This window comes from Arthrobacter sp. C9C5 (assembly GCF_013359735.1).
In the GTDB taxonomy this organism is placed as follows: Bacteria; Actinomycetota; Actinomycetes; order Actinomycetales; family Micrococcaceae; genus Arthrobacter.
In genome coordinates this window covers 1-16,858 of record NZ_JABFMX010000001.1, presented here as the reverse complement: position 1 = coordinate 16,858, position 16,858 = coordinate 1, and the positions used below count along the sequence as shown (strand labels likewise).

Sequence of the window (16,858 nt, the reverse complement as noted above, 5' to 3'; positions counted from 1 at the left end):
GAAGTAAATGGTGCGTCTCGCGCTTGTTACGGTTATGTTTCACGCGTTCCATCACGCCCCTGACTGCCCCGTGGCACCAGAAGCAGCACCGAAAGCAGCACCATGAGCAAAGCAACCCGTTCCGCCAACGGACCCCGCCCGCTGGCCGGCCTCCGCCGCCCCGGCGGCCCCCGCCTGCCCCGGGACATCAAGGTCATGCTGGTCGCTGCCTTCCTCATCGCGCTGGGCTTTGGCCTCGTCGCGCCGGTGCTCCCCCAGTTCGCCACCACTTTCGACGTCGGCGCCACAGCGGCGGCGGTGATTGTCAGCATCTTCGCGTTCATGCGGCTTGTCTTCGCTCCGGCCGGCGGGGCGCTGATCGTGCGGCTGGGGGAACGCCCTGTGTATGTGGCCGGGCTGCTGATTGTGGCGGCGTCCACGGCGGCCTGCGCCTTCGCCCAGGACTACTGGCAACTGCTGGTCTTCCGCGGCCTGGGCGGTGCGGGATCAGTGATGTTCACGGTGGCGTCGATGGCCCTCGTGGTGAGGCTGGCGCCGCCGGAAAGCCGGGGGCGCGTCTCGGGCGCCTATGCCTCGGCCTTCCTGATCGGAAACGTATGCGGCCCGATCGTGGGCGGGTTGCTGGCCAGCTTCGGCCTGCGGGTGCCGTTCCTGGCCTACGCGGCCGCGCTGGTGCTCGCCGCCGCCGTCGTGCAGACCCAGCTCAGCCATGTCCCGGCAGGTTCCCGTGAAGCGGGCGCGGCGGGCCCGGCGATGCTGCTCCGGGACGCGCTGCGGGACAGCGCCTACCGGGCTGGACTGGCCTCCAGCTTCGCCAACGGCTGGGCCACCTTCGGCGTCCGGATGGCCACGGTGCCGCTTTTCGCCGTCGCGGCGCTCGGTGCGGGGTCCTCCTCCGCGGGCTGGGCGCTGGCCGTGTTCGCCGCGGGCAACGCCGCGGCGCTGACCTTTTCCGGGCGGCTCGCGGACAATCTGGGCCGGAAGCCGATGATGCTCGCCGGGCTCGTCGTCACCGGCCTCGCCACCGCCGCCATCGGCTTCACACACGAGCTGCCCTGGTTCCTGCTGGCCTCGACCGTCGCCGGCATCGGGTCCGGCCTGCTCGGGCCCGCACAGCAGGCGGCCATTGCCGACGTCGTGGGCAACGAGCGCTCCGGCGGCCGGGTGCTGGCGGTGTTCCAGATGACCGCGGACAGCGGCGCGATCGTAGGGCCTGTGATCGCGGGGCTGCTGGCGGACCGGCTGGGCTACGGCTGGGCGTTCGGCGTGACCGGCGGGGTGCTACTCGCGGCGGCCGCGGGCTGGCTGCTGGCCCGGGAAACCTTCCAGCGCCAACCCAACTAACTCGCAGTAGTGGCCGTTCTGAGGGCTGAAAACGGCAACTGCTGCCAGCCAGTTGGGCTGATCGGGACAACTCAGCGGCGCGTCCGCGTAGCTTTCGGACTCGTTGGGCACCGGGTCGCCCGCGCGCTGACCGGAATTGGCTAGGCTAGGGGCAAACCAACCTCGACCGCTGGAGAAACTGCCATGCCCGATACTGACCACCCGCCGCACGGCACGGAGCCTGGCTCCAGCAGTTCCCGCCCCGCCGGAAAAATCACCCGCCTACGCCTGATCGCAGCCATCGCGGCCGTGGCGGTTATTGCGCTGATCGCCGTCCTGCTTACGGTGTCGTTTAACCCGGGCTCGAACTCGAATCAGGCCGCGGGGAACGCCGAAGGCACCGCCGAGGAGACGCCGACGCAGCCCGCCCCGACGGGCAAGGCCCCCGCCGTCACCTACTACAAGCAGACTCCCCCGCCGGCCGGGTCCCCCCTGGAGAAGGTGGACCCGCTGGAGCTGACCGTCAAGAACGAGCCCGTCGGAACGACCCTGGACAAGGGCACCGTTGGAATTTCGCTGGAAGCGACGGATCTGGCGGATCCCACCCTGAGCGCTGACAACGCCACGATGGTGAAGCTGCTCAAGGACTCCGACGACACGGTGCTCCGCTTCGGAGGCAACGCCGTAGACCGCCGGTTCTTCTGGACGTCCTCGGGGGAGGCGCTGCCCGCCGGCTACAAGGGAGATAAGGCCCACCCGGCCCGGGTGGTCACCCCCGCAGACCTGGAGCGGGTTGCCACCCTCCTGAACGCCACAAACGCCAAGATCAGCCTCACCGTGGACCTTGGACACTACGATCCTGACCGGGCAGCGGACATGATCAAGAACGCCTCCCGGATCTTCGGCAAGCGGCTGCTGAGCTTCACGGTCGGAAATGAACCGAACGGCTTCGCGTACACGAAGCTGCGTCCGGCCACCTACGGCAGCGACGAGTACATCGTGGAACTCAAGGCCTATGCCAACGCCATCCACGCGGCCGCCCCCGATGTCGTCATTTCCGGGCCCGGCGTCTATGACCAAAAGTGGTGGAAGCCGTTTATCGACGCGGAGCTGCCGCAGAAGAAGGTGCTGTCGTTCCACAACTACCCGCTCTACAGCTGCAAGGACACGAAGTCGGAGGGCTTCCCCACGGTCCCCAACCTGCTGGGCGAGGGAACCCGCCAGCGCGCCGCCAAATACCAGCAGCACGCCCTTGATGCAGCCAAGGCCGCCGGGCTGGAGACCTGGCTCGCGGAGACCGGCATGTCCGCCTGCCCGGGATCCAACCAGACCACCAAGACGCACGCGACGGCGCTGTGGGCCGCAGACTATGCGTTGAATGCAGCCCGCCTCGGCATCACCCGGCTGGGCTTCCACAGCTCGATGGCCACCTGCAAGGGCGGCCCGCCGATGTCCGTGATCTGCAGCGGCGGCGCCTACCTGAAGCCGAACGGCGAGATGGCCGCCCGCGCGAACTACTTCGGCATGGCGATGGTCGCGGACCTGGCGCCCGGCAAGTTCCTCAACGTCGACAAAAAGGGCGGCGGCATGGGCAACAGCTACGCGCTGAAGAACGCCGACGGCAGCACCACGGTGGTCATCGTCAACGAAAACGATCCCGAGAAGGCCGCGCAGACTGAAGTATCGCTCAAGCTGCCCGGCCGCGCCCTGCGCGGAACCATGACGCAGCTCAGCGGCCCCCGCCTGAACGCGCAGGACAGCACGGTCATCGACGGGGACAAGAACGCGCCGGTCCCGGCCGCCAAGCGTCCCACCGTGCCGGGCTTCTCCTACGGGTCGGATACGCAGAAGTTCAAGCTGACGGCCGGTACGGTGACGGTTCTCAACTTCAGCTACTGACGCGACGCTACGGATTAACCCAAACTAGCTCGCACTTGTCGTCGTTTTGAGGGCTGAAAACGACAACAACTGCGAGCTAGTTGGGCGGGGCGGGCTAGTTCAGCAGCGCGTCCACGAAGCTTTCTGCGTCGAAGGGCGCCAGGTCATCCGCGCCTTCACCGAGGCCGATCAGCTTGACCGGCACCCCGAGTGACTTCTGGATCGCGACGACGATGCCGCCCTTGGCGGTGCCGTCCAGCTTGGTCAGCACGATGCCGGTGATGTTCACGACCTCGGCGAAGACGCGGGCCTGGTTCAGGCCGTTCTGGCCGGTCGTCGCATCCAGGACCAAGAGCACCTCGTCCACCTCAGCGAGCTTTTCAATAACGCGCTTGACCTTGCCGAGCTCGTCCATCAGGCCGACCTTGTTCTGCAGCCGGCCGGCGGTGTCGATCATGACGACGTCGACTTCCTGGTCGATGCCGGCCTTGACCGCCTCGTAGGCGACGGACGCCGGGTCCGCCCCGTCGACGTCGGACTTGACCGTGGGGACGCCGACGCGCTGGCCCCAGGTGGCGAGCTGCTCAGCCGCGGCGGCACGGAAGGTGTCGGCAGCGCCAAGCAGCACATCCTTGTCCTCGGCAACAAGCACTCGGGCGAGCTTGCCGACCGTGGTGGTCTTGCCGACCCCGTTGACGCCGACCACCATCATGACCGCGGGCTTGTCCGCGTGCCGCTCGACGTTCAGGCTGCGGTCCATCGTGGGGTCCACGAGCTTGATGAGTTCCTCGCGCAGCAGGGCCTTGACCTGCTCGGGCGAACGGGTCCCCAGGACCTTGACGCGTTCGCGGAGGGCGTCCACGAGCTGCATCGTCGGTTCCGTGCCGAGGTCCGCCAGCAGCAGGGTCTCCTCGACCTCGTCCCAGACGTTTTCGTCGATCTTGTCCGCGGAGAGCAGGGCGAGCAGGCCCTTGCCCAGGATGTTGTTGGACTTGACCAGGCGTTCGCGCAGCCGGGTCAGGCGGCCCGCCACCGGCAGCGGGGTCTCGACCGGGACGGTCTCGAGGCCTGCGACGTTGTCCGGCACCTCGACGGTTTCGAGGCCTTCGAGGTCGACGGCGTCCGGCGCCGTGGCCCCGCGGGGCGGAGCGGGACGGTCCTCCAGCAGCGTGCCGCCGCCGGCACCCTGCACGGGGTCGTTCGCGTCGCGCTGCGACGGGTAGTTGGTGATGTTCTTCCGGGTCTTCATGAGCACCGGAATCAGCGCACCGAGGACCACCACGGCAACGAGGATGGGCAGGATGATGGGGAGGATGTCGTTCACTCCCCTAGCTTCTCACAAACCCCAAACGCCCCGGAGGCGGCCCGGGCTCCGTCCGGAGCAGGCCTTCAGGCGCCGGACCTCAGACCTCGGCCCCCAGCCGCTGGCTGATCACGGTGGAGACCCCGTCGCCGCGCATGGTGACGCCGTAGAGTGCGTCCGCGACCTCCATGGTGCGTTTCTGGTGCGTGATGACGATCAGCTGGCTGGACTCGCGCAGCTCCTCGAAGATGGTGATGAGGCGGCCCAGATTGGTGTCGTCCAGGGCGGCCTCCACCTCGTCCATGACGTAGAACGGCGAGGGCCGGGCTTTGAAGATCGCCACCAGCAGGGCCACCGCCGTCAGCGACCGTTCACCGCCGGACAGCAGGGAAAGCCGCTTGATCTTCTTGCCGGCGGGGCGCGCCTCCACCTCGATGCCGGTGGTGAGCATGTCCGAGGGGTCGGTCAGCACCAGCCTGCCTTCGCCGCCCGGGAACAGCCGGGCGAAGACCCGGACGAACTGCGCCGCGGTGTCCTCGAAGGCCTCGGCGAAGACCTTCTGCACGCGTTCGTCGACTTCCTTGATGATGTCCAGCAGGTCCTTGCGGCTGGACTTGAGGTCCTCCAGCTGGGTGCTCAGGAACTGGTGGCGCTCCTCGAGGGCCGCAAACTCCTCCAGCGCGAGCGGGTTGACCCGGCCCAGGGCTGAGAGGTCGCGTTCGGCCTTGCGGAGCCGCTTTTCCTGCTCTTCGCGGACGAAGGGTTTGCCTTCGACGATCTCGTGTCCGTCCTCGTCGACGGGGGCGCGGAGGGCCGCCCACTTGTCCCCTGATTCGCCGGCCGGCAAGGGTACGGGCTGGTCCGGGCCGAAGTCGGCGACCAACTGGTCCGCGGTCAGGCCGAGTTCCTCGACGCTGCGCAGCTCGAGGGCTTCGATCCGCAGGCGCTGCTGCGCGCGGGCCAGTTCGTCCCGGTGCACGGAGTCGGTCAGCTCAGCCAGTTCACGGGCGAGGGCGTCGTTGCCGGTGCGGACCGCGGCCAGTTCACGCTCCATTTGCTCGCGGCGCTCCTCGGCATGGTCGCGTTCGCGGCGGGCCAGTTCCACCGACACGTCGATGAAGCCGATCACCTGTCCGACGGCGGCGGCCACGGCTGCGGCGCGGCCGGCCTGGAGCCGGCGGCGGCGGGCCCGTTCGGCGGCCTCTTCGCGGGCGCGGCGTTCGGTGGCGGCGGCCCGCTCCAGCGAGGCGGCCCGGTTGCGGGTGGCGGTCAGTTGTTCCTCCGCGCTGCGCAGCGTGAGGCGGGCCTCCATTTCAGCCGCGCGCGCCGCGGACGCCGCGAGGGCGAGGGCGTCGCGGTGTTCCGGCGAAGGCTCGTCCTCCGTGGGGGCCTCCTGGGCTGCGGCGAGCCGGGCGGCGACAGCCTCCAGCGCCTCCTGCTCCGCCTGGATGTTCGCCTCCGCCCGGGCCAGCGACGCGGCGAGGCGTTCGCTTTCCCCGACGGCACTGCGCAGCACCGAGTTCAGGTGACCCAGCCGTTCGGCCACGGCGGCGAGCCGGGCGTCCGAGTCGTGCAGCTTCTCAAGGGCGGCGTCGGCACGGTCCTGGGCGGCGGCGCGGCGGGATTCGGCGGCGGCCAGGGCGAAGCGGTTGCGTTCCAGCTCTGCGCCCACGCCGGCGAGCCGAGCGGCGGCGTCGTCGACGGCGGCCTGGACTTCCAGCAGTGACGGCGCCGTGGCGGAGCCGCCGCTGACACTCAGTGCAGTGAACACATCCCCGGTCCGGGTCACCGCGGTCAGCTCCGGCCGGGCGGCAATGAGCCGCGCCGCGGCGTCGAGGTCCTCGACGACGGCGGTGCCTTCGAGCAGCTGCCCGAGCGGCAGGCCGGTGCCGCCGTCCGTGTCGCCGTTCTTGTCGCCGACGGGGCTGACGAGTCCGGCGGCCCAGCGAACGCCCGCGGGCAGGCCGGCGTCGTCTTTTCCTGCAGAGGGTGCGGAGGCACTGGACAAGCCGGAGCCGTCGGCCAGCAGCAGCGAGACGCGGCCGGCGTCGTCGTCCTTCAGGAGCTGCACGGCCTCGGCGGCTGCTGCTGCGTCGCGCACGACGACGGCGTCGGAGCAGCTGCCCAGCGCGGCGGCGATGGCGGCCTCGTAGCCGGTCTCCACGCTCAGCATGCCCGCGAGCGGGCCCAGCACGCCGGGCAGCCCCGAGGCCACCACGTGCTCCGAACCGTCCTTGCGGTTCATGCCAAGCTGCAGGGCGTCCCGGCGGGCCACGAGGGCGTCGCGTTCCCGCTCGCCCTCGCGTTCGGCCGCCTTGAGGGCGTCGATTTCGGCTACGACGGCGTCGAGGGCCTCGCTTGCGGCTTCGTATTCGGCGTCGAGGGTCTCCTCGCCGTCCTCGACGCCGGCCACCTGGGATTCGAGGGCGGTGAACTCGCTTTGGGCGAGGCGGCGCCGTTCCTCACCGGACTTCTGCGATTCCCTCAGCCGGCCGAGTTCGGCCTGGGCGGATTCGACCCGGGACCTCGCGGCACCCACCTGGCCGGCGAGCCGGGCAAGGCCCTCGCGGCGGTCCGCGGCGGCCCGGAGCAGGGTGGCGAGGCGCTTGTCCTCCGCCGCGGCTGCGCTTTCGGCTTCCTGCTTGGCTGCGGTAGCGGCGTCGAGGGCGGTTCGCTGCTCGACAATCTGGTCTTCCAACCCGGACTGTTCCGCGCGGACCCGGGCTGCCTGCTTGTCGAGCTGCTCGGGGTCGCGGCCGGTGTCCGGGGCCGCGTCGGTCGCCCCGAGCAGGCGGCGGCGTTCCTCCGCGAGCGATCCGAGGGAGCGCAGCCGTTCGCGTCCGGAGGAGAGCTGGTACCAGCTGTCCCGGGCGGCGTTGAGCTTTGGAGTGGCCTCCGCGGCGAGTTGCTCCAGACCGGCCTGGCGCTGGCGGCCGCTTTCGAGTTCCCGTTCGACGACGGCGCGGCGGGCCTTCAGCGCGCTCTCATCCGCGACGTCCTTGGCCAGCACGGACTGAAGCTGGACCAGCTCGTCGGCCAGGAGCCGGGAGCGGGCGTCGCGGACCTCGAACTGGACGGTCTGGGCGCGGCGGGCCACCTCGGCCTGCTTGCCCAGCGGGGTGAGCTGGCGCCGGATTTCCCCGGTGAGGTCGCTGAGCCGGGCGAGGTTGGCCTGCATGGCTTCGAGTTTGCGGACCGTTTTTTCCTTGCGGCGGCGGTGCTTGAGGATGCCGGCGGCCTCCTCGATGAAGCCGCGCCGGTCCTCCGGGGTGGCGTGCAGGACCTTGTCCAGTTGCCCCTGCCCGACGATTACGTGCATTTCACGGCCCAGGCCGGAGTCCGAGAGCAGTTCCTGGATGTCCAGCAGCCGGCAGCTTGCACCGTTGATTGCATATTCCGAGCCGCCGGTGCGGAACAGCGTGCGGGAGATCGTCACTTCGCTGTAGTCGATCGGCAACGCGCCGTCGCTGTTGTCGATAGTCAGCGAGACGTGGGCGCGGCCCAGCGGCGGCCGGCCGGAGGTTCCGGCAAAAATGACGTCCTCCATCTTGCCGCCGCGGAGCGTCTTGGCCCCCTGCTCGCCCATCACCCAGGACAAGGCGTCGACCACGTTGGACTTGCCCGAGCCGTTGGGTCCCACCACGGCGGTGACGCCAGGTTCGAATTCGAACGTCGTCGCGGAGGCGAACGACTTGAATCCGCGGACGGTCAGGCTTTTGAGATGCAAGGTGTTTCGGGTCTCCTGTGTGGCGGAAGCGGGGGTGTTTCCTGCCCTAAATCTACTGGCACCACAACATATTCAGCGGATTTGGGGTCTCGGTGCCATGTTCCAGCGTCGGTTGCTCCATAACGGCCCTTTCGAGGCCTCATAACGGCAGTTATGGAGCACTCGACGTGGGTTAGGCAGGAGCGCGGCGCCCTGATTCGCGGGCGTCCGGCTACCAGCGCCCGTTACGCGGCCGCGGCTGGCAGACCGGACAGGTGTAGGAGGAGCGGTTCATGAACTGTTCGCGCTTCATCAGGCTCACGATGCCCGCTTCCGCGCAGCGCCGGCATTCCTGGCCCTCGCGGCCGTAGGCGTTCAGGGACCGCTCGAAGTAGCCGGACGCGCCGTTGACGTTGACGTAGAGGGAATCGAAGCTGGTCCCCCCGGCAGCGAGGGCGTCCGTCATGACCTGCCGGGCCGCGTCGAGCACCCGCAGCGCCTCGGACCGGCGGAGGGTGTCCGTGGGCCGGGCATAGTGAAGTTTGGCCAGCCAGAGCGCCTCGTCCGCGTAGATGTTGCCGATCCCGGAAACCAGCGCCTGGTCCAGGAGCGCCCGCTTGAGGCCGGTCTTGCGCGCCCGGAGCCGCCGGTAGAAGACGTCGAAGGAAAAGTGCGGGTCCAACGGGTCCCGGGCAATGTGCGCGGCTTCCTCGGCGATCAGCGGCAACGGCGTCTCCGCGAGGCCGCCGGGACCGCCGTCGGGCGTGGGGATCAGCGCGGTGAGGAACAGCCCGCCGAAGATGCGCTGGTCCACGAAGCGCAGCTGGTCGGGCATGCCCGCGGCGGCACTGAGCCGCAGCCGGATCTTTAGGTGCTTCTCGTCTGCGACGGCACCGTCCTGCATCAGGAGCTGGCCGGACATGCCCAGGTGGGCCATCAGCGCGACGGCTGGGGCCGGCTCCGGAGCCGCGCTGCTGGCACCCGCGGGGGTGTCCGCCAGCGGCAGCCACAGGAACTTTCCGCGGCGGACGATGTCGAGCACCCGGGCACCTTCGAGGTTTCCGGCGAAGTCCTCGACGCCAAGCGCGTGCCGGCGGATGGAGCGCGGATCCAGCACCTCTACGGCGGTGATGGTCCGGCCGCGCACCCAGTTCACCAGGCCGCGCCGGACCACTTCGACCTCGGGCAGTTCAGGCAAGGAGGCGCCTAGCTGCCGGTCTGGGTCTTGAACGGCGCGGCGTCGGCCGGTGCGTCGGCCGGCGCGTCCGAAGAGGCGGCCTGAGCGGCGTCCGGGGACCGGGCGGGAGCGGGCGCGGAAAGCCGGCGCCAGGCGTCGGCGGCTGCTTCCTGTTCGGCTTCCTTCTTGGAATTTCCCGAGCCGGTGCCGTAGTCGTTGCCGCCGATCCGCAGCACGGCTTCGAAGGTCCGCGCATGGTCCGGGCCGGAGCCCTCCACGGCATAATTGATCGTGCCGAGCTGCCGGCTGGCCGCGAGCTCCTGGATGCTGGTTTTCCAGTCGGTGCCGGCGCCCAGCGCACCCGCGTCCTGGAGCAGCGGGCCGACCAGCCGCATGACGAGCTGCCGCGCGGTCTCCAGGTCGTTGGACAGGTAGGTGGCGCCAATAAGCGCCTCCATGGTGTCCGCCAGGATGGAGGCCTTGTTCTTGCCCTCGGTGAGCTTCTCGCCCTGGCCGAGGTAGATGTACTCGCCCAGCCCGATGCTGCGGCCGATGCCGGCCAGCGCCCGGGTGCTGACGACGGCGGAGCGGCGCTTGGCCAGGTCCCCTTCTGGCAGCTCGGGGTTGTCGCGGTACAGCGCGTCGGTGACGGAGAAGCCCAGGATGGAGTCGCCGAGGAACTCGAGCCGTTCGTTGGTGGGGATGCCGCCGTTTTCGTAGGCGTAGGAACGGTGTGTCAGAGCAAGACGAAGCGTCCCGGCGTCAATAGAGACACCGAGACGCTTCAGAAGCTCTTCAGTTGAAGACATCTTGGTCAGCCTGTTGGCGGATTAGACGTCTGCGACCTTGCGGCCCTTGTACTCAAGGAACAGCGCGGTGCCAGCCGAGTCGGTAACGACCTTTGCCTGGTGCGGCAGGCTGTAAACAACCTGTCCGTTTTCCACGGTCTTCACCAGGTGGGGGGCGGTTGCCTTCCACTGGGAGCGGCGGGCGCGGGTATTCGAGCGAGACATTTTCCGCTTCGGGACAGCCACGGCTAACTCATTTCTCTCTAGTCCAACACTTACAAATCAGTTTTGCCGGTCAGGCTTAGCCAGATCAGCTAGGGCAGCCCAGCGAGGATCTACGACCTCGTGGTGGTGCCCCGGCTCGTCTTCCAGGCGAACTCCGCATTCGGAGCAAAGGCCCTGGCAGTCTTCCCGGCACACCGGCTGGAACGGCAGCATAGTGACAACTGCGTCCCGCAACACCGGCTCAAGATCGATCAGATCGTGCTCGACTCGACGTTGCTCTTGTTCGTCTTCTTCGTCCGGGAATTCAGCATCCCCGTAGAAGAAAAGTTCTTGCACATTGACCTCAAGGTCATACGCAAGGGGATCCAGGCATCGACCGCATTCGCCGGTTACTTCGACGTTCGCGGTGCCCGATACCAGAATTCCTTCGTGTACGGCCTCCAGCCGCAGATCCAGCTCGACATCCGAGCCTTCCTGCACACCAATGAGCGCCACACCAAGGTCACTTGGTGCGGGTACATGTTCCGTCAGTGTCCGCATGCTTCCCGGACTGCGTCCGAGGTCCTTGACGTCGAACGCCAGGGGCGAACTAGCATCTCGTTTAATGAGAACTCCTGTTGAACATATGACCGACGTACCATCTTAGCCTGATCTTCCGGACGGACTCAAACCGGCCGGCAGCGCGCGGTTCAGCACCGCACACCGGCCCGGTTAGGCCGCGCAACCGGCAGCAGGCCGCCGAGTACCGATCAAGCTTACCCTCTGCGGGGCGCATCCTGGACCGGCTCGCCGGAGCCCAGCCGTTTCAGCACTGACTTCGGCACGAAGTCCGCGACGTCGCCGCCGAGGGTGAAGACTTCCTTGATCAGCGTGGAGGACAGGTGCAGGTAGTGGCCCTCGGCCGGAATGAACACGGTCTCCACGCCGGTCAGCTGCCGGTTCATGGTGGCCATCGGCAGCTCGTAGTCGAAGTCCGAGGACGATCGCAGGCCCTTCACGATCGCGTTGGCTCCGCGCTGCCGGCAGTACTCGGCGAGCAGCCCCTCCCCCACGGGTTCCACCACGATCCCCCGCAGCGAGGCCAGGGTTTCCCGGGCCATGTCCAGCCGTTCCTCGAGCCCGAAACGGTATTTCTTGGCGTAGTTGGTCGATACTGCCACGATGACCTCGTCGAAGAGGCTGGCCGCCCGGGCTATGACTTCCAGGTGGCCGTTATGGATAGGGTCAAAGGAGCCAGGGCATACGGCGCGTCTCATCCTCCGAACCTACCGCATGGGCCTTGCGGGCCGGGATAGCATGGCGGCATGTCAGCATCTAAGAGTTCCACTGCCGAGCCCACGTCCGCGCCGTTCACGGTTGCCGGCGGGGTCGTCCTCGTGACCGGAGCCGCCATGGGCATGGGGCGGCTTTACGCCCTTCGCGCGGCCCGGGAGGGAGCCGCCGTCGTCATTCTCTGGGACGTCGACGCCGACGGCCTTGCCCGGACCGCCGATGAGGTCACGGCGCTCGGCGCGCGCGCCGTCGTCCGCCGGGTCGACCTGGCCAGCCGGGAGGCGATCGCGGAGGCCGCCGCGGAGGCGAAGTCCGAAGGCCCGCTCACCCTGCTGGTCAACAACGCCGGGATCGTGCGCGGTGCCCTGTTCTGGGACCACGAGCCGGCCCGGGACATCGCCCTGACCATGGACATCAATGCGCTCGCCCCGATGTATGTCACCCACGCCTTCCTGCCGGCCATGATGGCCGACGTCGGCCGGCCGCGCCGGATCCTGAACATCGCCTCCGCCGCGGGCACCGTGTCCAATCCGCGGATGAGCGTCTACGCCGCGTCCAAGTGGGCGGTCATCGGCTGGAGCGACTCGCTGCGGCTGGAGCTCGAACAGCAGGGCTATGGCCACCTCAAGGTGACCACGTTCTGCCCCAGCTACATCTCCACCGGCATGTTCACCGGTGCCCGGGGCCCGCTCTTCACCCCGCTGATGACCCCGGACGACGCCGTCAACCGCGCCTGGCGGGCCACCGTGGCCGGTCAGCCGCAGCTGATCGCCCCGGCGACGGCGCAGCTCGGCAAGGTGCTTCGCGGGCTGCTGCCGGTCCGGGCCTGGGACTTCGTCGGCGGGAAGATCTTCGGCATTTACACCACCATGGACAAGTTCACCGGCCGCACGGGCAGTGCCTCCAACGGCGTTGGCGACGGTGCCGATGAAAGCCCCAGCCAGGCGGGGACCCGGTGAGCGGACAGCCGCTGGCCCCCTGGCAGCGTGCGGCTAGCGGCGCCAACCTGCTCTCCCCCGGCGGGGACCTGGGCGTCACCATCTTCGAGGAGATGACCACGCTGGCGCTCAGGACCGGTGCCATCAACCTCGGCCAGGGCTTCCCGGACGAGGACGGCCCGGCGGAGATCAAGGACGCAGCCCAGGCCGCGATCGCCGCGGGCGCCAACCAGTACGCCCCCGGCAAGGGCATCCTTGAGCTGCGCGAGGCCATCTCCCTGCACCAGGAACGGTTCTATGGGCTGACCCCGGATCCGCAGACGGAAATCATCGTCACCACCGGCGCCACGGAGGCCATCGCCGCCGCACTACTCGCCCTGGTTGGGCCCGGCGACGAGGTCCTCACCTTCGAGCCGTTCTACGACTCCTACGGCGCCATCATCGGGCTGTCCGGCGCCACGCACGTCACCGCCCCGCTGCTGGCTCCCGATTTCATGCCCCACCTCGATGCGCTGGCCGCGGCCTTCAGCGACCGCACCAAGGTGGTGCTGGTCAACAACCCGCACAACCCCACCGGCGCGGTATTCCCCCGCGAAGCGCTGGAACGCGTCGTCGAGCTCGCCATTAAGCACGACGCCGTCATCATCACGGATGAGGTCTACGAGCACCTCACCTTCGACGTCGCGCACCTGCCGATCGCCACACTGCCCGGCGCGGCCGACCGCACCTTGACCATTTCGTCCGCCGGAAAGACCTTCTCCTTCACCGGTTGGAAGATCGGCTGGCTCAGCGGCCCCGAACACCTCGTTGCCGCGGCCCGGACGGTCAAGCAGTTCCTGAGCTACAGTTCCGGGACCCCGTTCCAGAGCGCCATTGCGGTGGGCCTGGGCTTGCCGGACGAGTTCTACGCCGGCATCGCCGACACCCTGCGGCTCAAGCGGGACATCCTGAGCGAAGGCCTGCGTGCGGCGGGACTGGAGGTCTTCACCCCGCAGGGTACCTACTTCGTGAACGTGGACACCGCCCCGCTAGGGATTTCCGATTCGGTAGACCTGGCCCGCCGGCTGCCGGAACTGGTGGGCGTTGCCGCCATCCCGGTTCCGGTCTTCTGTCACCCCGAGGGCGCAGAGCGGACCCGCAGCCTGCTCCGCTTCGCGTTCTGCAAGCGGACCCACGTCCTGGAGGAAGCCGCCGAACGGCTCGCCACCCTCCGGTACGTACTGTGAGCACGGAGGGCACCCCGGCGGCCACGCGGTTCCTGCGGACCACCGGCCAGCACGCCGTGATCGAGCCCGACGAGTTCACCGAGGGCGGGTTCGTGCTGAGCATCGGCGGGGCCGAACAGTCCCACGTCAACCTGGCCGACCCCAGCGACATTTTCTACGAGTATCTGCGCCGGATCGGCCACGTGGTGGATCTCGCGGCGCCGTGGGGCGAACCCATCAGCGCCCTCCATCTGGGCGCCGGGGCGCTGACGCTGGCGCGCTATATCCAGGCGACCCGTCCGGGTTCCGTGCAGTACGCCGTGGAGCTGGAGCGGGAACTGCTGGACTTCGTGCTGCAGCAGCTGCCGATGCCCGCGGGGACCGAGCTGCACACCGTCATCGGCGACGCCCGCGAATCCCTGGCCACGCTGCCCGCGGAACTGCGCTTCGACGTCGTGATCCTGGACATCTTTTCCGGTCCGGAGGCGCCCGAGCACATTGCCAGCACCGGGTTCTACTTGGAAGCCGCGGCCAGGCTGACCCCGCGGGGCGTACTGATCGTCAATGTCGGCGACGAGCCGGGCCTGACCCTGGTCCGCAGCCAGGTCGCCGCGCTGCGCCGGGCGATGGCCGATGTGGCCGCGTTCGCAGAGACCGGCATGTTCGCCGGCCGGCACCCCGGCAACATCATCCTGACCGGCACCCAGGGCCCGTGGCCCGAGGTCTGGACCGCGGCGCTGACGGCCCGCGGCCCGCACCCGGCAAAGGTGCTCTCCGGCGTCGAGCTGGACGTGCTCTCCGCCTAGTCCACGGCCACTACGCAGCACGAAACTCAGCTGAACGCGATCTTTCGCAGCAGGACGCGGAGCTGATCCCGTTCCGGACCGTCGAGGGACGCCAAGGACGTCTCTTCGGCCACCCGGACGGCCGCCGCCGCACGTTGATGCAGCTCCGTGCCGGCTGCCGTCGGGCGGATGACCTTGGACCGCCGGTCGCGGGGATCGGGCGCGCGGAACACCAGCCCGCGCTGTTCCAGTGCGTCAACCAGGGAGACAATCTGGCTCGGATCCAAGCGCAGGAAATCGGCGAGCTCGCGCTGCGAGGGCCCAGTGTCGCTGCAGGCCATCGCCAGGACCGAGTAGGACCGCACCTTCAGATCCAGCGGGGCCAGCACGGCATTGGCGTGGGCGCTGCCCAGGGATCTCGCCCGCGCCGCCAGGAATTCAATTTCGTCCACCAAATCGCTGGCGAGAAAGCGGTCGGGGACGGCCGGAATCGCGGCGCCCTCCCACGGGTCCTCACCGTGCTGGGTTGATTCGGCCACAGATCCTCGCAGCTTCTGGTTGGCGCCTGGAACGCTTGACAGCGCCAACGATACCGCTGGCGGCCCCGCACTCCGGAAAATAGTTGAGAAAATTATGATTGACAACGTCAATTATGTGGGTTGTCATTTATGTAGCTACGGGGCTACCCGCAGGGTCGTCTGCCCGGCAAGTGTCCCGACCGCCCAATAACTACCCCCAAGGAAGTGGACTGTTATGAAGAGACTCACATTTGCCGCCGTCGGAGTTGCCGCGGCCTTGCTGCTCACCGGATGCGGCGCCGGGTCGCCGTCCGGGTCGGCGTCGAACGCCGCGTCCGCCGGCGGCGATGGTGTCCGCAACATCAGTGTGGGTGTGATCTCGATTGCGCCGTCCGCTGCTGTGCAGCTGGGCATCGACGAGGGGATTTTTGCGAAGCACAAGCTCAAGGTCGAGTTGCAGAGCGGGCAGGGCGGGGCGGCAATGCTTCCCGCCGTCTCCACCGGAACCATGAACTTCTCCGTGGGGAACCCGCTGTCCGTGCTCCTGGCCAAGAACAAAGGCCTGGACATGAAGATTGTCTCCGGGTATTCGAACTCGCTCCCCACCGGGGATGACATCAACGGCGTCGTCGCCAAGGCGGACTCGGGCATTACCTCGGCCAAGGACCTCGTCGGGAAGAAGGTCGCGGTCAACACCCTCAATGCGCAGGGAGACCTGACCATTAAGGAGGCTGTGTCGAAGCAGGGCGGCGATCCGGGCGCGGTCCAGTTCCTCGAACTGCCTTTCCAGGACATGGGTGCCCAGCTCGCCAAGGGGAATGCGGATGCTGTCTGGGTTCCGGAACCGTTTCTGTCCAAGCTGCTGGCGGAAGGCAACAAGCTGGTGACGTACAACAACCAGGCGGCGCTGCCGGGCCTGCCCACCATGGTCACCTTCACCAGCGGCGGCTATGCCCAGCAGAATCCGCAGGTGGTTGCCGACTTCAAGGCGGCCATGACGGAGACCCTTGCCCTGGCGCAGAGCAACCCTGACAAGGTCCGGGCACTGCTGCCTGCGTTCATGAAGATGCCGGAGGCCGTAGCCAAGAAGCTCCGGCTGGAGGACTTCGACGGCAAGCTGAACGAACCCGTCCTGGGCAAGCTCGGCGAGCTGATGGCCAAGTACGGCATTGTGCCCTCGACGCCGGACGTGTCGGGCACAATCCTGAAATAAAGGCTCGCGGGGATAAAGAAGGGGACGACGGCGGGAGGTTCCGCCGTCGTCCCCTTGTCATGTGCGGGTTTAGCCAGAGGCGTCCTGCGCCGCGCACATGTGCGTAGTGCCCGTTCGTCCCGGGCGATCCCGTCACACCTTCAAGCCAGCGGAATGGACGCAGTTACAGAAAACCCGCCGACGAGGTCGGTCGCCAAGAATGCCGAGGCGCTGCCGGTCTTCGAACGCCGCCCGGACAAAGTAGGCCCACCTCCCGCGGCGGCCCTGTCCTCCGAGCAGTCATCGTCCGTCTCACCGCTTTAGGATGAACGCGCAAAGATATCAAGCTATGCGGACTGTGGCGGCAGAGGTCCTAGCCGCCGTGATGTAACCGGCCTTCGCGCCGGTCACAGTGACCGTGAGGGTCTTGCCGACATCCGCCGCGACAGGCTTGTACGTCGCGCCGGCCGCCCCGGTGATGGCAACACCGCCAGCTTTCCACTGATACGTCAGAACCACCGGAGACGGACCCCAGGCACCCGGGACAG

Annotated in this window: 15 protein-coding genes and 1 pseudogene; 7 read left to right on the top strand and 9 right to left on the bottom strand. The window is 68.2% G+C overall.

The genetic code is table 11. The features are described from left to right. Positions 1-102: 102 nt before the first annotated feature. Positions 103-1,344 (top strand): MFS transporter, encoded by a 1,242-nt coding sequence (locus HNO80_RS00075; protein WP_502707787.1) that lies wholly within the window; start codon positions 103-105, stop codon positions 1,342-1,344. 183 nt (positions 1,345-1,527) lie between these two features. Beyond that, a complete protein-coding gene (locus HNO80_RS00070; RefSeq protein ID WP_175320843.1) occupies positions 1,528-3,222 on the top strand; it encodes a hypothetical protein in 1,695 nt (564 codons plus the stop codon). A 94-nt stretch (positions 3,223-3,316) separates the two neighbouring features. On the opposite strand, the gene ftsY is transcribed toward HNO80_RS00070, so the two are convergent. The 7 genes from ftsY to coaD form a co-directional block, all read right to left on the bottom strand. Next, positions 3,317-4,525: a signal recognition particle-docking protein FtsY gene (ftsY, locus tag HNO80_RS00065; RefSeq protein WP_175320842.1), complete on the bottom strand. Its 1,209-nt coding sequence runs from the start codon at positions 4,523-4,525 to the stop codon at positions 3,317-3,319. 79 nt (positions 4,526-4,604) lie between these two features. Then, positions 4,605-8,231: a chromosome segregation protein SMC gene (gene smc, locus HNO80_RS00060; RefSeq protein ID WP_175320841.1), complete on the bottom strand. Its 3,627-nt coding sequence runs from the start codon at positions 8,229-8,231 to the stop codon at positions 4,605-4,607. Between the two features lie 211 nt (positions 8,232-8,442). Further along, positions 8,443-9,408, bottom strand: coding sequence for a bifunctional DNA-formamidopyrimidine glycosylase/DNA-(apurinic or apyrimidinic site) lyase (gene mutM, locus HNO80_RS00055; RefSeq protein ID WP_175320840.1), 966 nt, complete (start codon positions 9,406-9,408; stop codon positions 8,443-8,445). 8 nt (positions 9,409-9,416) lie between these two features. Continuing rightward, positions 9,417-10,196: a ribonuclease III gene (gene rnc, locus HNO80_RS00050; protein WP_175320839.1), complete on the bottom strand. Its 780-nt coding sequence runs from the start codon at positions 10,194-10,196 to the stop codon at positions 9,417-9,419. Between the two features lie 21 nt (positions 10,197-10,217). Further along, positions 10,218-10,421, bottom strand: coding sequence for a 50S ribosomal protein L32 (gene rpmF / locus HNO80_RS00045; protein ID WP_056738282.1), 204 nt, complete (start codon positions 10,419-10,421; stop codon positions 10,218-10,220). Positions 10,422-10,457: 36 nt separating this feature from the next. Beyond that, positions 10,458-10,982 carry a YceD family protein gene (locus tag HNO80_RS00040; protein ID WP_146337283.1) on the bottom strand — a complete coding sequence of 175 codons (525 nt, stop codon included), beginning with the start codon at positions 10,980-10,982 and terminating at the stop codon, positions 10,458-10,460. A gap of 173 nt (positions 10,983-11,155) precedes the next feature. Then, a complete protein-coding gene (coaD, locus tag HNO80_RS00035; RefSeq protein WP_175320838.1) occupies positions 11,156-11,656 on the bottom strand; it encodes a pantetheine-phosphate adenylyltransferase in 501 nt (166 codons plus the stop codon). A gap of 48 nt (positions 11,657-11,704) precedes the next feature. Between coaD and HNO80_RS00030 the strand changes: the two genes are divergently transcribed. Genes HNO80_RS00030 through HNO80_RS00020 form a run of 3 tightly spaced genes read left to right on the top strand, consistent with a single transcriptional unit; the run spans position 11,705 to position 14,621 of the window. Then, positions 11,705-12,631, top strand: a complete 927-nt coding sequence (locus HNO80_RS00030; RefSeq protein WP_175320837.1) for an SDR family NAD(P)-dependent oxidoreductase — start codon at positions 11,705-11,707, stop codon at positions 12,629-12,631. After that, positions 12,628-13,836 carry an aminotransferase class I/II-fold pyridoxal phosphate-dependent enzyme gene (locus HNO80_RS00025; RefSeq protein ID WP_175320836.1) on the top strand — a complete coding sequence of 403 codons (1,209 nt, stop codon included), beginning with the start codon at positions 12,628-12,630 and terminating at the stop codon, positions 13,834-13,836. Before HNO80_RS00030 ends, HNO80_RS00025 begins: the two co-directional genes overlap by 4 nt. Beyond that, positions 13,833-14,621, top strand: a complete 789-nt coding sequence (locus HNO80_RS00020) for a spermidine synthase (protein ID WP_175320835.1) — start codon at positions 13,833-13,835, stop codon at positions 14,619-14,621. The genes HNO80_RS00025 and HNO80_RS00020 overlap by 4 nt, the downstream gene beginning before the upstream one ends. A 26-nt stretch (positions 14,622-14,647) precedes the next feature. On the opposite strand, the gene HNO80_RS00015 is transcribed toward HNO80_RS00020, so the two are convergent. After that, on the bottom strand, positions 14,648-15,139 hold the full coding sequence (locus tag HNO80_RS00015; protein WP_349627121.1) for a MarR family winged helix-turn-helix transcriptional regulator: 492 nt from the start codon (positions 15,137-15,139) through the stop codon (positions 14,648-14,650). Positions 15,140-15,353: 214 nt separating this feature from the next. Between HNO80_RS00015 and HNO80_RS00010 the strand changes: the two genes are divergently transcribed. Both HNO80_RS00010 and HNO80_RS00005 read left to right on the top strand, forming a co-directional pair. Then, positions 15,354-16,331 (top strand): ABC transporter substrate-binding protein, encoded by a 978-nt coding sequence (locus HNO80_RS00010; RefSeq protein WP_175320834.1) that lies wholly within the window; start codon positions 15,354-15,356, stop codon positions 16,329-16,331. A 153-nt stretch (positions 16,332-16,484) separates the two neighbouring features. Next, positions 16,485-16,634: a hypothetical protein gene (locus HNO80_RS00005; RefSeq protein ID WP_175320833.1), complete on the top strand. Its 150-nt coding sequence runs from the start codon at positions 16,485-16,487 to the stop codon at positions 16,632-16,634. A gap of 18 nt (positions 16,635-16,652) precedes the next feature. On the opposite strand, the pseudogene HNO80_RS17755 reads toward HNO80_RS00005, so the two are convergent. Next, positions 16,653-16,858: pseudogene (locus tag HNO80_RS17755) on the bottom strand (peptidoglycan DD-metalloendopeptidase family protein); the annotation flags it as partial.